This window comes from Pedococcus sp. P2_E4, from assembly GCF_056403935.1.
Genome location: NZ_JBFUEO010000022.1, coordinates 1 through 15,478, shown reverse-complemented (window position 1 = coordinate 15,478; position 15,478 = coordinate 1). Strand labels below are relative to the sequence as shown.

The 15,478-nt window shown below is 70.4% G+C and carries 15 protein-coding genes; 3 read left to right on the top strand and 12 right to left on the bottom strand.

Going from position 1 to position 15,478, the window contains the following annotated elements:
• Nucleotides 1-58: 58 nt before the first annotated feature.
• The 4 genes from AC1DV7_RS11675 to AC1DV7_RS11660 are packed head-to-tail and all read right to left on the bottom strand — an operon-like array spanning nucleotide 59 to nucleotide 4,101.
• Complete coding sequence (locus AC1DV7_RS11675) at nucleotides 59-739, bottom strand: nucleoside/nucleotide kinase family protein (protein WP_477597293.1); 681 nt, start codon at nucleotides 737-739, stop codon at nucleotides 59-61.
• 5 nt (nucleotides 740-744) lie between these two features.
• A complete protein-coding gene (locus AC1DV7_RS11670) occupies nucleotides 745-1,527 on the bottom strand; it encodes a TSUP family transporter (protein ID WP_477597292.1) in 783 nt (260 codons plus the stop codon).
• Nucleotides 1,520-2,320 carry an HAD family hydrolase gene (locus tag AC1DV7_RS11665; protein ID WP_477597291.1) on the bottom strand — a complete coding sequence of 267 codons (801 nt, stop codon included), beginning with the start codon at nucleotides 2,318-2,320 and terminating at the stop codon, nucleotides 1,520-1,522. Before AC1DV7_RS11665 ends, AC1DV7_RS11670 begins: the two co-directional genes overlap by 8 nt.
• Nucleotides 2,317-4,101: a proline--tRNA ligase gene (locus AC1DV7_RS11660; RefSeq protein WP_477597290.1), complete on the bottom strand. Its 1,785-nt coding sequence runs from the start codon at nucleotides 4,099-4,101 to the stop codon at nucleotides 2,317-2,319. Before AC1DV7_RS11660 ends, AC1DV7_RS11665 begins: the two co-directional genes overlap by 4 nt.
• A 191-nt stretch (nucleotides 4,102-4,292) precedes the next feature.
• Here AC1DV7_RS11660 and AC1DV7_RS11655 point away from each other — a divergent pair, with 191 nt between their 5' ends.
• Nucleotides 4,293-4,913, top strand: a complete 621-nt coding sequence (locus tag AC1DV7_RS11655) for a pyridoxamine 5'-phosphate oxidase family protein (protein WP_477597289.1) — start codon at nucleotides 4,293-4,295, stop codon at nucleotides 4,911-4,913.
• Nucleotides 4,914-5,038: 125 nt separating this feature from the next.
• On the opposite strand, the gene AC1DV7_RS11650 is transcribed toward AC1DV7_RS11655, so the two are convergent.
• The 6 genes from AC1DV7_RS11650 to arfA all read right to left on the bottom strand — a co-directional run bounded on the left by AC1DV7_RS11650 (nucleotide 5,039) and on the right by arfA (nucleotide 12,588).
• A complete protein-coding gene (locus AC1DV7_RS11650) occupies nucleotides 5,039-5,434 on the bottom strand; it encodes a DoxX family protein (RefSeq protein ID WP_477597288.1) in 396 nt (131 codons plus the stop codon).
• Nucleotides 5,435-5,462: 28 nt separating this feature from the next.
• The gene (locus AC1DV7_RS11645) at nucleotides 5,463-6,254 is read right to left on the bottom strand and encodes a carbohydrate ABC transporter permease (RefSeq protein ID WP_477597287.1); all 792 of its coding nucleotides are present in this window, start codon (nucleotides 6,252-6,254) and stop codon (nucleotides 5,463-5,465) included.
• Nucleotides 6,255-6,412: 158 nt separating this feature from the next.
• The gene (locus AC1DV7_RS11640) at nucleotides 6,413-7,369 is read right to left on the bottom strand and encodes a carbohydrate ABC transporter permease (protein WP_477597286.1); all 957 of its coding nucleotides are present in this window, start codon (nucleotides 7,367-7,369) and stop codon (nucleotides 6,413-6,415) included.
• 1 nt (nucleotide 7,370) lies between these two features.
• Nucleotides 7,371-8,705: an ABC transporter substrate-binding protein gene (locus tag AC1DV7_RS11635; RefSeq protein ID WP_477597285.1), complete on the bottom strand. Its 1,335-nt coding sequence runs from the start codon at nucleotides 8,703-8,705 to the stop codon at nucleotides 7,371-7,373.
• Between the two features lie 47 nt (nucleotides 8,706-8,752).
• Nucleotides 8,753-11,026: a glycoside hydrolase family 43 protein gene (locus tag AC1DV7_RS11630; protein ID WP_477597284.1), complete on the bottom strand. Its 2,274-nt coding sequence runs from the start codon at nucleotides 11,024-11,026 to the stop codon at nucleotides 8,753-8,755.
• Between the two features lie 14 nt (nucleotides 11,027-11,040).
• Nucleotides 11,041-12,588 (bottom strand): arabinosylfuranosidase ArfA, encoded by a 1,548-nt coding sequence (arfA, locus tag AC1DV7_RS11625; protein WP_477597283.1) that lies wholly within the window; start codon nucleotides 12,586-12,588, stop codon nucleotides 11,041-11,043.
• A 217-nt stretch (nucleotides 12,589-12,805) separates the two neighbouring features.
• Here arfA and AC1DV7_RS11620 point away from each other — a divergent pair, with 217 nt between their 5' ends.
• Entirely contained in the window at nucleotides 12,806-13,870 is a 1,065-nt protein-coding gene (locus AC1DV7_RS11620; protein WP_477597282.1) for a LacI family DNA-binding transcriptional regulator, read from the top strand.
• Here AC1DV7_RS11620 and AC1DV7_RS11615 read toward each other — a convergent pair.
• Nucleotides 13,849-14,088 carry a hypothetical protein gene (locus AC1DV7_RS11615; protein WP_477597281.1) on the bottom strand — a complete coding sequence of 80 codons (240 nt, stop codon included), beginning with the start codon at nucleotides 14,086-14,088 and terminating at the stop codon, nucleotides 13,849-13,851. The genes AC1DV7_RS11620 and AC1DV7_RS11615 overlap by 22 nt on opposite strands.
• Nucleotides 14,089-14,105: 17 nt before the next feature.
• Complete coding sequence (locus tag AC1DV7_RS11610) at nucleotides 14,106-14,951, bottom strand: GNAT family N-acetyltransferase (RefSeq protein WP_477597280.1); 846 nt, start codon at nucleotides 14,949-14,951, stop codon at nucleotides 14,106-14,108.
• Between the two features lie 261 nt (nucleotides 14,952-15,212).
• Here AC1DV7_RS11610 and AC1DV7_RS11605 point away from each other — a divergent pair.
• On the top strand, nucleotides 15,213-15,478 hold a 266-nt coding region (locus AC1DV7_RS11605), incomplete at its 3' end, for a hypothetical protein (protein WP_477597279.1).

Sequence of the window (15,478 nt, the reverse complement as noted above, 5' to 3'; positions counted from 1 at the left end):
TGCTGTGGGGATCCCATGACCGGCGCATGAGCCGGGAGTCTTTGGTGGATCCGCTACGTCAGGGCGTGGCGAACCCTTCAAACACCCGTCCGTCGACGAGGACGACATCGGCAAGGGCGGCCCCCTGCGCGACCAGCTGCGCGTTGGCCTCGTCGGACCGGTGCACCCACGCGGTCGCGTCGTCGGGCTCGCGCCCGGCGGCCACGTGCCTGCGCACCAGCCGGTCCCGGCGCACGTCGTCGCCCAGGGCGCAGAACCACGTCTCGTCGAGGGTGGTCCTCACCGCGAGCCACTGCGGGTCGTCGAGCAGCAGGTAGTTGCCCTCCGTCAGCACGAGGTCGGCGTGGGTCGGCACCATGAGGGCGTCCGGCTCGGGCTCCCCCACGGCGTGGTCGAACGCCGGGGCCGTGACCACGCGCCGCGGGACCTCGCGGGCGGCGGCCAGCACCGCGGCATACGCAGCGGCGTCGAACGTGTCGGGCGCACCCTTGCGGTCGCGCCGCCCCAGCCGGTCGAGCTCGGCGTTCGGCAGGTGGAACCCGTCCATCGGCAGGTGGGCGACCCGGCCCCCGAGCCGCGGGTCCGCTGAAGCCGCGCCCAGCACCGCCTCGACGAGGGTCGTCTTGCCCGCGCCCGGGGGCCCGGCGATGCCGACGACCCGGCGCGGCTCCCCCTCCGCCGGGAGCAGCGCGACGAGCCGCTCGAGCAATGGCTCGAGGGAGGCTGCAGGTCCGGACACGGTGCTCACCCCCACACGCCCAGGACCTGGCCGCCGATGCGGACGATGAACGCGATCAGCACACACACGAAGACCACGCGGACGAACCGGCTCCCGCGGGCGACGGCGGTCCGGGCGCCGGTGTAGCCCCCCACGAGGTTGGCGGCGGCCATGACCCCCGCGATCTTCCACATCACGTGGCCGCCGGGCGCGAACACCGCGATGGCCCCGAGGTTGGTGGCGAAGTTCGCGATCTTGGCCTTGGCGCTGGCTTCGAGGAAGGCGTAGCCCATCAACCCCACGAGCGCGAAGACCAGGAAGCTGCCGGTGCCCGGTCCCAGCGCGCCGTCGTAGACGCCGATGCAGAAACCCGTGACCATCGCGATCACCGTGTGCCGGTGCCCGTCGAAACGCAGGGCCGTCTCCTGTCCGAGCGACGGCTTGGCCACCGTGTAGGCGCCGACCACGACGAGCATCACCAGGATGATCGGGTTGAACGCCGACTTGGGGATGTGCAGCCCGATGAGGGCGCCACCCGCGGAGCCGACGAAGGCCACAGCGGCCATGGGCAGAGCCGTGCGCAGGTCCGGGTGCACCCGTCGCCAGTAGGTCACCGAGCTCGTTGCGGTGCCGGCGATGGATGCGACCTTGTTGGTCGCCAGCAGCTGGGCGGGGGTCGCCCCCGGGAAGCCGAGGACCAGCGCGGGCAGCTGGACGAGGCCGCCACCTCCGACGACGGCGTCGACCCAGCCCGCGCCGAACCCGGCGAGGGCCATGAGCAGCAGCGTCGTGAGGTCGGGATCAGCCACGCGTGGCCCCGCACCAGCGGTCGACGACCTCGAGGACGTCGAGCAGCTCGTGCGCCTGCGCGTCGGGGGTCGCGTCGACCGAGACCTGCTGCGTCGCAGGGATGTCGCTGTGCGGGACCCAGATCGCCCGCATGCCGACCTGCTGGGGTCCGTGCACGTCCTCGAACAGGCGGTCGCCGACGTAGACCGCGGCCTGCGGCTCGACCCCCACCGCCTCGCAGGCCGCGAGGAAGGCCTCCGGGTGCGGTTTCACGACGTGGATCTCGGAGGAGTAGACGTCGCCGTCGATGAGGTCGAGGACGCCGTCCCGCTCGAAGACCTCGCGGTGGTAGTCACGGCTCCAGATGGTGTTGGACAGGACGCCGACCTTGATCCCGCGCGCGTGCAGCCCCTCCCAGAGTGGCCGGACCTGAGGGTCGGTGTGCGTGTGCGGCTCCCAGAACCGCCGGTATGCCGCGAGGGCCAGCAGGTGCCGGTCGTGCGCCGCGTCGACGCCCGCGTCGGCGAGGATCGCCTCGATCGAAGCGCTCTCGTGGCTCTGCCGACCGCGGGACCAGGCGCGCTCCTCGGCCTCGTGGATTCGGATGGCCAGCGAGTCGGCCTCGGCGAGGTCCTCCACCGGCATCTCCGGTGCCTCGACCGGCAGGCCGTGCACCTCGCGGGCGAAGACGCGCCACTGCTGCGGCAGGTCGACGTCGTGCCACGGGGTCAGCGTCCCGCCCCAGTCGAAGATCACCGCCTCGACGGTCTTGCTGCGGTCGTCGCCCCCGGCCGAGGTGGTCGGCCTGGTCACGACGCGCTGCCGCGGACCTCGCGGACGACCTCGGACACGACGTCGTCGACCAGCACCTCGCGGCGATCGCCCGTGCGACGGTCCTTGACCTCGACGACGCCGTTCGCGAGCGACTTGCCGACCACGACGATGGTCGGGATGCCGATGAGCTCGGAGTCCTTGAACTTCACGCCGGGGCTGACCTTCTCGCGGTCGTCGTACAGCACGCTGAGCCCCTGGCCCTCCAAGCCCGCGACGATCTCGGCGGAGCGCAGGAACACGTCGGGGTCGCGCGTGGCGTCCTTGCCGGTGGCGACGACGTGCACGTCGGCGGGGCTGATCTCGCGCGGCCACACGAGCCCGAGCTCGTCGTGGTTGCCCTCGGCGACGCACGCGACGGCACGCGAGACGCCGACGCCGTAGGAGCCCATGATGACCGTCTGGAGCTTGCCGTTCTGGTCGAGCACCTTGAGGTCGAGCGCCTCGGCGTACTTGCGGCCGAGCTGGAAGATGTGGCCCATCTCGATGCCACGGGCGGCCTCGAGGTCGTGCCCGCAGCTGGGGCAGGCGTCGCCGGGACGCACCTCGGCGGCCTCGATGGTGCCGTCGGCGGTGAAGTCGCGGCCGGCCACGAGGTCGATGACGTGCTTGCCCGACTCGTCGGCGCCGGTGACCCAGCGGGTGCCCTCGACGACCCGCGGGTCGAGCAGGTAGCGGATCCCGGAAGCCTTGTCGGTGCCGAGGACGCCCGGCCCGATGTAGCCCTTGGCGAGCGACGGGTTGGCCGCGAAGTCCTTCTCATCGAAGGCCTGCACCTCGGCGGGCTCGACCTGCGCACCGAGCCGCTTCTCGTCGATCTCGCGGTCGCCGGGGACGCCGATCGCGAGGGGCTCGCGAGTGCCGTCGGGCTGCACGAGCGTCACGAGGACGTTCTTCAGGGTGTCGGCGGCGGACCAGGGCCGGTCGTCCCGGGGGAACCGCTCGTTGAGGTGGGCCACGAGCGTCTCGATGGTGGGGGTGTCGGGAGTCTCCTCGGCGTGCGCGGCCGGCACGCCGGCATACTCCACGGCGTCGGGGACGGGCACCCGCACGGCCTCGACGTTCGCAGCGAAGCCGCAGTTGCGGCAGTGGACGTAGGTGTCCTCGCCGTTCTCGGCCGTGGCGAGGAACTCCTCGCTCTTGCTGCCACCCATCGCCCCTGCCATGGCCTGGACGATGACGTAGTGGAAGCCGAGCCGGTCGAAGATCCGGATGTAGGCCTCGCGGTGCAGCTGGTAGGCCTTGTCGAGCCCCGCCTCGTCGATGTCGAACGAGTAGGAGTCCTTCATGACGAACTCCCGGCCGCGCAGCAGGCCCGCGCGCGGACGCGCCTCGTCGCGGTACTTGGTCTGGATCTGGTAGATCGAGAGGGGCAGGTCCTTGTAGCTGCTGAACAGGTCCTTGACCGTGAGAGTGAACATCTCCTCGTGGGTCGGCCCGAGCAGGTAGTCGGCGTCCTTGCGGTCCTTGAGCCGGAAGATGTTGTCGCCGTACTCCTCCCAGCGACCCGTCGCCTCGAAGGGCTCCTTGGGCAGCAGCGCGGGGAAGAGGAGCTCCTGGGCGCCCATCGCGTCCATCTCCTCGCGCACCACGGTCTCGACGCGGCGCAGCACCCGCAGGCCGAGCGGCAGCCAGGTGTAGATGCCGGGGCTCACGCGGCGGATGTAGCCGGCCCGCACGAGCAGCTTGTGGCTCGGCAGCTCGGCATCGGCCGGGTCCTCGCGAAGGGTTCGCAGGAACAGGGTCGACATGCGCAGGGCCACGGGGCACTCCTCGGTGGGCTGGTGGGTGGTGCAGGGCGCTGACCGGCCGGGTGTCGGCTGGGCAACCACCAGAGGATATCCGTCGGTATGCCGTGTGCTCACCGCGGTTTCCCCGGGTGGCACGTTCCCGGTGGCACGTTCCCGGGTGGCACGTTCCCCGGTGGCACGTTCCCGGGTGGCACAGTGGGGGCGTGAGCACGACGACGCGGATCGAGACCGTTGACGAACTGGTGGGCCTGCTCGGGGAGCCGCTGCCGCGGGTCCGCGACAAGGCCCGGCCGGCGCTGCACCAGCTGGACCGCGACTGGCTGGCGCACTCGCCGTTCTGCCTCGTGGCCACGTCCGACGACCAGGGCCGCTGCGACGTCTCGCCCAAGGGCGACCCCGCGGGCTTCGTGAAGGTCCTCGACGACACGACCATCGCCATCCCGGAGCGGCTGGGCAACAAGCGCGCCGACGGCTACAGGAACGTCCTGTCCAACCCGCACGTCGGGCTGCTGTTCCTCATCCCAGGACGCGGTGACACCCTGCGCATCAACGGCCGGGCCCACCTCGTGTCGGATGCGCCGTGGTTCGACGAGATGGTGGTCCAGGGGCATCGGCCTGTGCTCGCGCTCGTCGTCGAGGTCGACGAGGTCTTCGGCCACTGCGCCAAGGCGTTCATGCGCAGCAAGCTCTGGCACCCGTCCACGTGGGACCCGACGGCTGCCGACTCGCGGCCGCAGATCGCCAAGGCGCTGGAACGGCCGGAGGACACGATCGAGGAGCTGGAGCGCTACTACGGGACGCAGTACTCGACGGGCCTCTACTAGGTCGTCGGCGGGCCCTCGCGGCCCCTGCTGCGCGGCCCCTGCTGCGCGGCCCCTGCTGCGCGGCCCCCTGCTAGCGGCCGGCGGCCCTGAGGGCCGTGCTAGCGGCCGGCGGCCTTGAGGCCGTGCTAGCGGCCGGCGGCCCTGAGGGCCGTGCGGATCAGGGGCAGCTGCAACGGCAGCCGCGCCAGCGTCCCCGCGAAGGCGGCCTGCGCGCCCGTCGTACCCTTGCGGGCCGCGCGCTTGCCGTAGTTGGCGCTCATCTGGACGTTGCCCGGCAGGATCCCGACGAGGAGCGCGGCACTGGCCCACCCGGCATACCGGCGGGTCCTGGGGTGCAGCAGGCCGGCGGCGCACACCAGCTCGGCCACCCCGGAGGCGTAGATGATCCCGCGGCGCCTCGGCAGCTGGTTCGGCACGAGCGGCTCGAACACCTCGGGCTTGACCAGGTGGGTGGTCCCCGAGGTGAGGAACAGGCCGGCCAGGCCGACGATGTCCTTGGTCAGGGGCGGTGTGGTCGACATGCGTCGATCCTGTCACGCCGGCTCGCGGTCACCCCTTGAGGCCCGAGCGCGAGACTCCCTCGATGATGAACCGCTGCGCGAAGACGTAGATGAGCAGGACCGGGGCGCTGGCGATGACCGCGCCGGCCATGAGCAGGTCGTAGCGCACGTTGTTCGCCGACTGGAGCGTCGAGAGGCCGGCGGGGAGGGTTTGCGACTCCGGGCTGAACAGGACGTAGACAGGCCACAGGAAGTCGTTCCAGTTGGTGAGGAACGCGAGGACCGCCAGGGTGACCAGGGCCGGCTTCGACAGCGGCAGCACCACGCTGAAGAACGTCCGCCAGGCGCCCGCTCCGTCGAGGGCGGCCGCCTCCTCGAGCTCCAGTGGCAACGAGAGGAAGAACTGCCGCAGGAAGAACACCCCGAAGGCGCCTGCGGCGGTGGGCACGATGACTGCCAGGAGCGTGTCCAGCCACGCGAGCTCGCCGACGATCAGGTAGTTGGGGATGATCAGGATGACCGGGGGGACGAAGATGGTCGCCACGATCAGCGCGAAGACGAGCCGCTTGCCGCGAAACTCCATGCGCGCCAAGGGATAGGCGGCGAGAGCTGCCGTCACGACGACGAGTGCGGAGTTCGCCGTGGCGGCGACCATCGAGTTGACGAACCAGTGGAGCACCGGTGTGCCCTCGGTGCTCATGATGCTGCGGTAGGCATCCGTCGTCGGCTCGTGGGGGAACAGCGTCGGTGGCACCGCAGCCGACTCGACCCGGTTCTTGAACGACGTCAGCGCCATGAAGACAAGCGGGCTGACGAAGAGGAGCCCCAGCAGGGTCAGCACCGTCGCACGCAGGACGCGGCCAGGACGCAGAGGTCGCTTGTCGGGTCCGGTCCCGGTCGTCGAGCTCGTCGAACTCGCCGACGTCCTCGGAGTCCTCGGAGTCCTCGGAGTCCTCGGACTCGTCGGCGTCTCCGGCGTCGGGGTGGTCTCGGTCGACATCAGGCCCTCCGCTCACGGAAGATCCACGTCACCAGCAGGCTGGCGAGCACGAGCACGACGGTGAGGATGTAGCTCATCGCTGCTGCGCTCCCCATCTGGTAGTTCCGCAGCCCCTGGTCGGTGATGTAGTAGATCGCCGTCCGGGTCTCGGTTCCCGGCGCGCCACGGGTCATCAGGTAGGGCTGACCGAAGACGTTGGCGGAGGCGATGATCGTGATCATCGTGACGAAGGACAACACCGGCCGCAGTCCGGGGATGGTGACATGTCGGAACCGCTGCCACGCCGAGGCGCCGTCCACCCGGGCAGCCTCGTAGAGCTCCTCGGGGATGTCCTGGAGCCCGGCAAGGTAGATCACCGCGTTGAACCCCAGCGTCCACCAGACGGTGACGAGAACCAGCGCCAGCCAAGCCGCGGGCGTCGAGGTCAGCCACGCGGTGTCGTCCGGCAGGCCCACTGCACCCATCACCTGGTTGACGAGGCCGATGTTCGCGTCGAGGAGGAACCGCCAGAGCACCGCCACCACGGCGACACCCAACACGTAGGGCGCGAAGAACAGCGAGCGGAACAGGTTGCGGCCACGGAACTTCTCGTTCATCGCCAGCGCCACGGCCAGCGGCACCACGAGCAGCAACGGCACGCTCAGCAGCGTGAAGATGCCGGTCGCCCGCATGGCCGCCCAGAAGTCGCTGAAGACGATGGAGTCGGACGAGAAGAGCGCCGTGTAGTTGTCGAGGCCGACGAACGGCTTGCCCGGGAGCGTGTAGTCGTAGTCGTGCAGGCTGATCCACAGCCCGTAGACGATCGGCAGCAGGACGAAGGCGCCGAACAGGAGGAGGTAGGGGGCCAGGAACATCCACGGCACCCCCGGGGCAGGTGCCCCGGGACGCTTGCGCGCGGCCCCGGGCCGGCGCTCCTTCACCGTCCCGGGACGCTCCTCCACCAGCACCTCGGCCATGTCAGGCGCCGAACTTCTTCTTGTTGGCCACCATCTGCGTGGTCGCCTTGGACGCCGCAGCCTTGAGGGCTGCCTGAGGGCTCTGCTTGCCCAGCACGGCGTCGGCCACGGCGATCTCGAGGGTCTGCGCCTGGACGTCGCCGAGACCCGGCACCGGGGGCAGGAACTTCATCGTGTCGATCGTGGCCGCGATCGGCGCCTGCGTGCTGTCCTTGACGGCCGCACCCTCACGCACCGACTTGCGCGCGGGGATCATCCCGGCACCAGCCCAGTCCGCCGAGTGCTTCGACATCCAGTCGATGAAGACCTTCGACGCGTTGAGCTTGTTGTCGTCCGTCTGGGCCTGCTTGCTGATGTAGAAGTTGTGGCTGTTCGCCCAGACCGCGGCCGTGTCGCCGACCTTGGGGATCGGAGCGATGCCGAACGGCATCTTCGCGGCCTTGAGGTCGTTGATCTGCCAGATGCCGTCCCAGGTCACGGCGAGCTTCTTGTTCTTGAAGCCGACGTACTGCGTGTCCTGGGCGACGTTCTTCGGGCTGTAGCCGTTCTTGACGACGTCCGCCATCCACTGCAGCGCTGCCACTCCTGCCTCGGAGTCGAAGGTCGCCTTGGTGCCGTCCTCGGCATACGGCTCGCCACCGTTCTGCCACAGCAGCGAGAGGAACATCAGGTGGGCCGGCCAGCGGCTCGGCATCCAGAACGGCTGCGCCACCGAGCCCTTGATCTTGTCGAGCGCCGCGGTGAACGCCGCCTCGTCGGCGGGTGCGTCGGACACTCCCGCTGCCTTGAACTGGTCCGTGTTGTAGTACATGGCCAGCGAGTGCACGTCGAGCGGGATGCCGTAGCGCTTGTCCTGGAAGATCCCGGCCTTCCAGACCTCGGGGGTGAAGTCACTCTCGGCCAGGCCCAGGCTGGAGGCGAGGTCGTCGAGCGGCAGGATGATCTTGCGGACCGCGTTGGTGGCGAGCTGGTCCATGTGCATGACGCCGACGTCGGGCCCCTTGTTCGCCGTCACTGCGGCGGGCATCCGCTGGTAGTACTGCGCCCACTCGACCGTGTTGGCCGTGACGGTGATCTTGGGGTTCTCCTTCATGAAGTCGGCGACCATCTTCTTCATGAACGGACCGTCGCCGCCGGTGAAGCCGTTCCAGTAGCTGAGGGTCACCTGGGGGCCGTCGTACTTGCCGCCGAAGGTGGTGCTGGGTGCCGCACCTCCAGCCGCATCCTTCGCGGACTTGCCACCACCGCATCCTGTGAGCGTCAGCCCGGCGAGTGCCGCGCCGCCGACGATGAGTCCGCGGCGGGTGACCGGGGCGCTGAGAGAGGTGTCGTTCATGGAGTGCCTTCCTTGGTTGGTGCCGAGTGGGGTTCTGATCGGGGTTCTCATCGGTAGAGCCGGAGGTAGTCGAAGCGCGCGGTTGCTCCCGCGCCACCGTGGGAGACGAGTCCGACGCGGAGGTCGGCGTCGGCAGGGAAGGTCCACACCCCGCCCTTGACCCAGGTGGTGCCGTCCCGGCTGCTCCAGGCGCGGAGCTCGTGCTCACCGTCGGACGGGTCGACCCGATGGGTGAGCCGCAGCCACGTGGTCTCGGCCGGGGGGCCGACGATCGTGCCCCCGTAGGAGAGCCGCCCGGCGTACGGCAGCTCGCGCCCGAACTCGACCTGGCGGGTGTTCCAGATCGCGACGTGGCTCAGCCGGGCGAAGTCGTCGTCGCTCGACCAGGCCACGAGTCCGGCCTGCTGGTAGTTGCGGACGGTGTCGGTCCCCAGGTCGATGCTGACCTTGGTCTCCACGGTCCACGCGCCCTCGCCCGGGTCGCGCATCAGGATGCCCGCGTCGTTGCTGGGTCCCACGAGGTCAGCCGCCTGCGTGGGCCACCGCAGCGCGCCGCCGACAACCGTGGCGGCGGGGTCCGGCCGGCGCCAGGTCCAGCCGGAGAGGGTCGAGGACGTGAACTCGTCGGATGCCGCAGGGTCCAGCCGGCTCGGCACCTGGTCGGTGACGACCGAGGCAACCGGCGCGGGCTGGTCGACGCTGAGGTTCGCGACACCGACGCCGCTGCCCGCCGCCACGGCTCCTGCGCGAGAAGGCGGCGTGACACCGCGGCTGTCCAGTCGCAGGGTCAGGTACGGGTCACCCAGCCGCGCCGGCGAGAGGCTGGCCACGACGTGTCCGCGGCGGACCTCGAGGACGGCGGCCTGCCAGCGGGAGAGGTCCGCCAGGGCAGGAACGGCTGTCGTGGCGGTGCTCGTCACGCGCGAGTGACGCACGTGCTGCAGCTGGGCGGTACGCGCGGCGGGGTCGATGGTCAACCGGACCTCGCTGCCGTCAGGACCCCGCGCGACCAGGCCGTACGCAGAGCCCGCAGAGCGCAGGTCCGCCTCGACTCGCACCCCGTCGTGACCGGTGACCCCGGTCAGCAGTGACCCGGCGGACGTGGAGGTGTAGGCGGACCCGGCCTGGGCGTCCGGTGTCCGGGTCCAGTCGCCAGGGGATGCCGTGGCGGTCGCCAACGCCGTGGTCGGTCCGGGCTGCTGCGCCTCACTGGGTCCTTGGTCGGAGCGCACCACGGGCCACCCGTCCACCCAGTCGAGCCGGTCCATCAGCATCGGGCGTTCGTTGATGCCATCGGTGCCGTCGAGGTACGGGTCGGCGCGGTCGATGGCGTGGTAGACGATCCAGTCCTGCCCGCGGACGTCGGTCGCCACCGCGTTGTGGCCTGCGCCGATCCAACGGTTGCCGTTCTGGACCAGGGTCGGGGTGCCGCCTGCCCGGGACGCATTCAGCGGCACGCCCTGCTTGTCGACGTAGGGCCCGGCGATGGCACGGGACCGGCCCACCTGGACGCTGTACCCGGTGGTGGGCCCGGCGCAGCAGTTGGCCGTGGAGGCGAAGAGGTACCACCATCCGTCGCGCTGCACGGCATACGCACCCTCGAACTTGTTGTCGACGGCGACCATCGTCGGCGCCCCGACCGTGGTCCGGCCGTCGGGACTCAGCTGGGTGACCCAGATGCCGCCGTAGTACGAGCCGTAGAAGAGCCACTGGCTTCCATCCGGGCCGGTGACCGCGGACGGGTCGAACGTCCACAGGAAGTTGCCCGGCTCGCCGCCGCCTCCGCGGCGTGGCCCGACGACGGGTGCTCCGGAGTCGGTCCACGGCCCGGTCGGGGTCGGGGCCGTCGCCATCCCGATGGCGTTGTCGTTCGGCTCATCGGTCACCGTGGTCTCGGTGACGACGTAGTACATGCGGTACTCGCCGTTGACGTAGCGGATGTCCGGTGCCCAGAGCGACGCGTTGCGCGCGGTGTCGGCCCAGGCCGGCTTGGTCGGCATCGCGTCCGCGACGAAGTCCCAGTCCACGAGGTTCGTGGAGCGGGCGATGGGAAGGACGTGCGCCGTCCCCTCACCCTCGCGCAGCGGGTCAGAGGTGCCGAAGGCGTACCACGTCCCGTCCTTGCCGCGGATGACCGAGGGATCGGCGAAGGTGTCGGCGAAGTCGGCCGAGACGGGGTTCTGGTATGACGGCGCGCCAGCAGTCCGCGTGCCCGCCTCCGCCCCAGGGGCGGCCTGCGCCGCCGGCAAGGCGAGCGCAGCCACGGCCGTGGCGGCGGCGGTTGTGGTGGCGAGGATCGCAGCGACTCTGATGCGTCTCATTGATGGGCTCCTGGTCAGGTCTGGGCGGGCGGGGAGGCAACGAGGGAGACGGCTGCCCACGAGACGGGCGGGAGGACGAAACGCAGCCACCCCTCGGTGACGGAGGCGGTGGCAAGCGGTTGCGGACGCACGCGGTCCGGTTCCGACTGCGTGTTGGACGCGTGGATGTCGTCGTCGGCCAGCAGGTGGGCCTCGCCCAGGACCAGCTGGGGGAAGCGACGCACGTCGATCTCCACCGGAAGGGAGCGGTCCTGGAGCCGGTTCACCGCGAAGACGGCGAGGGCCTGGTGCTCCGCGTCCCACGTCGCCGTCGCGGTCACGGCATCGACGCGGCCGAACCGCTCGGTCTCGTAGCCGGGTGTGCGAACCGCCACGTCCAACACCTCGCCCCGGGCCAGCCGGGCGGTGATCGCGAAGGGGTGGAAGATGGTCTGGCGCCACGCAGGTCCGCCCGGGCGGGTCAGGATCGGCGCGATGACGTTGACGAGCTGCGCCTGGCACGCGATCGCGACCCGGTCTGCGTGTCGCAGCAGGGTGATGAGGAAGCTGCCGACGACGACGGCGTCGAGCACCGAGTACTCGTCCTCGATCAGCTCCCTCGCGTACTTCCAGTCGAGGTTGCTCTGGCCGACGAACCGGGCCTGGTACCAGACATTCCACTCGTCGAACGAGATGCGCAGCTTCTTGCGGCTGCGCAGCTTGGCACCCACGTGGTCGGCCGTGGCGATGACGGCCTCGATGAACCTGTTCATGTCCACCGACGAGGCGAGGAAGCTGGACAGGTCGTCGCCGACCGGCTCGTAGTAGTCGTGCATCGAGATGTAGTCCACGACGTCGTAGGTGTGCTCCAGGACCTCGGCCTCCCACGCCCCGAAGGTGGGCATGGTGCTGTTGGAGCTGCCGACGGCGACGAGCTCGATCTGGTCATCGACCATGCGCATGGCCTTGGCGGTCTCGGCGGCCAGGCGTCCGTACTCGCCAGCGGTCTTCTGCCCCATCTGCCACGGGCCGTCCAGCTCGTTGCCGAGGCACCAGAGCTTGACGGCGTGCGGCTCGGGCACGCCGTGGGACTTGCGCAGGTCCGACAGGTACGTTCCCGACGGGTGGTTGCAGTACTCGAGGAGGTCCATGGCCGCCTCGACGCCCCTCGTCCCGAGGTTGACCGCCATCATCGGCTCTGCCCCCACCTCACGGGCCCAGCCCATGAACTCGTTGAGACCGACGTCGTTGGGCTCGATGGCGCGCCAGGCCAGGTCGAGACGGGTGGGCCGTGACTCCCGCGGGCCCACGCCGTCCTCCCAGCGATAGCTGGAGACGAAGTTCCCGCCGGGGTAGCGGATGGTCGTGACCCCCATCTCCCGGGTGAGGTCCAGGACGTCGCGACGGAACCCGTCAGCACCCGCCGTGGGATGACCCGGCTCGTAGATGCCCGTGTAGACGCAGCGGCCCATGTGCTCGACGAAGGACCCGAAGAGCCGACGGTCGATCGTCCCGACCGGCTGGTCCGGGTCAAGGACCGCCCGCACGAGGTCCTCGGACCGCAACCCTGACGCTTCGCCCACGCCGACTCCCATGTCTCGTCCCATGTCTCGCGCTGAGGCGGTTCACCCGGGCTGGTGCGCGACTGACCAGCGGCCCGGTGGCTTACAACGTTGTATACCGGGTCTTTGTACGCCGTCTTTCCATCGTTGTAAAGGGTTTGCATCCGGACAGATCCCCCCTGTGCTCCGCTGGGTGTGGGCGGCGTTGCTCGGCCCTTTACCCCGGTAGCCTCGGTTCATGCCTCCCCCGCGCGCCCGCTCAGTCGGCCTCCGCGACGTCGCAGAGCGGGCCGGGGTGTCGGTCAAGACCGTGTCGAACGTCGTCAACGGGTACGCCCACGTCTCACCCGTCATGCGCGGGCGGGTGCAGGCGGCCCTGGACGAGCTGAACTACCGACCGAACGTCTCAGCCCGCCACCTGCGCCAGGGACGTACCGGACTGATCGCGCTGGCCCTGCCGGAGCTGGACTTTCCCTACTTCGCAGCCCTGGCCAACGTCGTGGTGCACGCGGCCGAACGGCGGGGCTGGACGGTGCTCATCGAACAGACCAGCGGGCAGGCCGACCGCGAGCGGGCGGTGCTCGCGGGCGTCCGGTCACTGCGTGTAGACGGCATCATCTTCAGCCCCATCTCCTCGCTCACGGACGAGCTCGAGGACCGCACGGACTCCACTCCCCTGGTGCTCCTCGGTGAGCGGGCCGTCGCGGCGCCGGTGCACCACGTCAGCGTCGACAACGTCGCTGCCTCGAGAGAGGCCACCGAGCACCTCATCGCACTCGGCGCGCGGCGCATCGCGACCATCGGCCACGAGCCGCACCGGCAGGGCACCGGCACCTTGCGCCTGGAGGGGTATCTCGCTGCCCTGCAGGCAGCCGGCATCGCGCCGGACGACGCCCTGATCGCGCGGACGCAGGGCTACCACCGCGAGGAGGGCGCACGCGCGATGCGCACCCTCCTCGCCCAGCCCGAGCCGCCCGATGCCGTCTTCGCCTTCAACGACCTGCTCGCCCTGGGGGCGCTCCGGGAGGCCATCGACCAGGGTCTGCGGATCCCCGAGGATCTCCGCATCATCGGCTTCGACGACATCGAGGAGTGCCGGTTCAGCTGCCCGCGCCTGTCGTCGGTGCGTCCCGACATGAGCGGCCTCGCCGAGACGGCGCTCGACCTCCTGGCGAGCAGTCTGCGCGACGGCCTGCCCGAGCCCGATGCGCTCGAGCACCTCGTTCGCCACGAGGTCGTCGGCCGCGAGAGCACCGTCGGCGCGGACGTGCCGTCCGCGGGTCAGCGGTCCCGTCGCCGGTAGGCCAACCGGGCTCGGAGCGCCCTGGTGAAACCCACGGCTCCCACCACCGCGAGGACCAGTCCGACCCAGAGCCAGGTGCGCCCGGCGGTCTCCCGGCCCGGGACGCCCACGAGGAAGACGCCGAAGGCGAGAAGCGAGCCCCAGAGGTAGAGCAGGGCGTTGCCTGCGGCGGTCGTGTCCGGTCGTGGCTGGGACCGCAGCTCGGGGTCGTCGGTCACGCTGTCACCCACGCCGCTCAGAGCAGGACGGTCGCGAAGGTGCCGACGTCCTCGAAGCCGACGTGCTCGTACGTCGCCCGCGCGCTGGCGTTGAAGTCGTTGACGTACAACGTGACCCACTTCGCGCGGGTGGCCATGACCTGCTCGACCACCGCCGCCATCATCGGCACCGCGAGGCCCTGGCCGCGCAGGTCGGGGTCGAGCCAGACGCCCTGCAGCTGGGCGCAGCCGAGCGCCACCGAGCCCACGTCGGCCTTGAAGAGGACCCTGCCGTCCTCGATGACGACGAAGGTGTGGCCACGGTCGATGAGGGCCTGGAGCGCGGAGCGGTACGCCGCTCCTGAACCGGTGAAGGGTGGGTAGCCGATCTCGGCCTCGAACATGTGCGCCGCGGCGGGCATCACCAGGTCGACCTCGTCCAGCGTCGCGGGCCGGACGCGCTCGTCGAGGGCGATGCCCAGCTCGGAGGGCCGCGTCATGGTGCTCATCAACGGTTGGGTCGCACGGACCGCCCGGGCCGGCCCCCACGCACCCGAGAGCAGGCGCCACAGCTCGTTGACCTGTTCGGCCGGGCCGAGAATGGAGGCGCAGTGCCGTCGCCACCGGCGCACCCGGTCGGCGAAGTACGCCAGCGACGTCTCGTCGGCCTCGACGGGGACGAGGTTGGCGCTGGACCAGCACAGCGACTCCAGGTGCCCGTCGACCTTGTGCCCCAGCAGGGACCCCGGTTGGGTGTGCAGCACGCCCTCGAGCAACCGTGCTGCGACGAAGACGTTGGCCGGCAGGTCGCGGGCGCACACCTCCAACGCGGCGTCGCGGTCCGAGGGCGACAGCGCGTGGACCGGGTTGCGGGTTCGCAGCACCCCGTCAGCCTAGGTCGTGCCGCTGGTGGGCGCGCTGCATTGAGGTCCGAACCACCCGACTGGGCCATGTCGGGGCAGCTCGCGGGCTACTCGTGATGCTGTCCACAGGCGCGCTTGGTGTCCGGTCGTCGTCCACAGACTGACGCCTTCCCCTTGCCCCTGCGGGGCTTGGTATGCCGCGTGATTCCGTTGCGCTGCAACGGAACTCGCATCGTCCTTGGGTTTGGGGGGCTGTCGGTGGTCTCTCATAGTGTGGTGGTCATGCAGGGGGATCTGACGTTGGAGCAGCGACGCGACCGGGTCGCGGCTGCCCGTGAGGCCTTGAGGGGTCTCGACGGGTCCTTGTGGCAGGCGCCCAGTGGTGGCGGGCCCGAGGGTTTGGCCGGTTTGCTGAGCGAGGTCGACGCGTTGGGTGCGGCGTGTGATCTGGCGCGGGTGACGGTGACGGCCGAGGCGATGGACCGGGGCGAGACCTCCGGCGGTGCGGCGGCGTTGACGGTCACCCAGTGGGTGCGGTGTCACGCGCC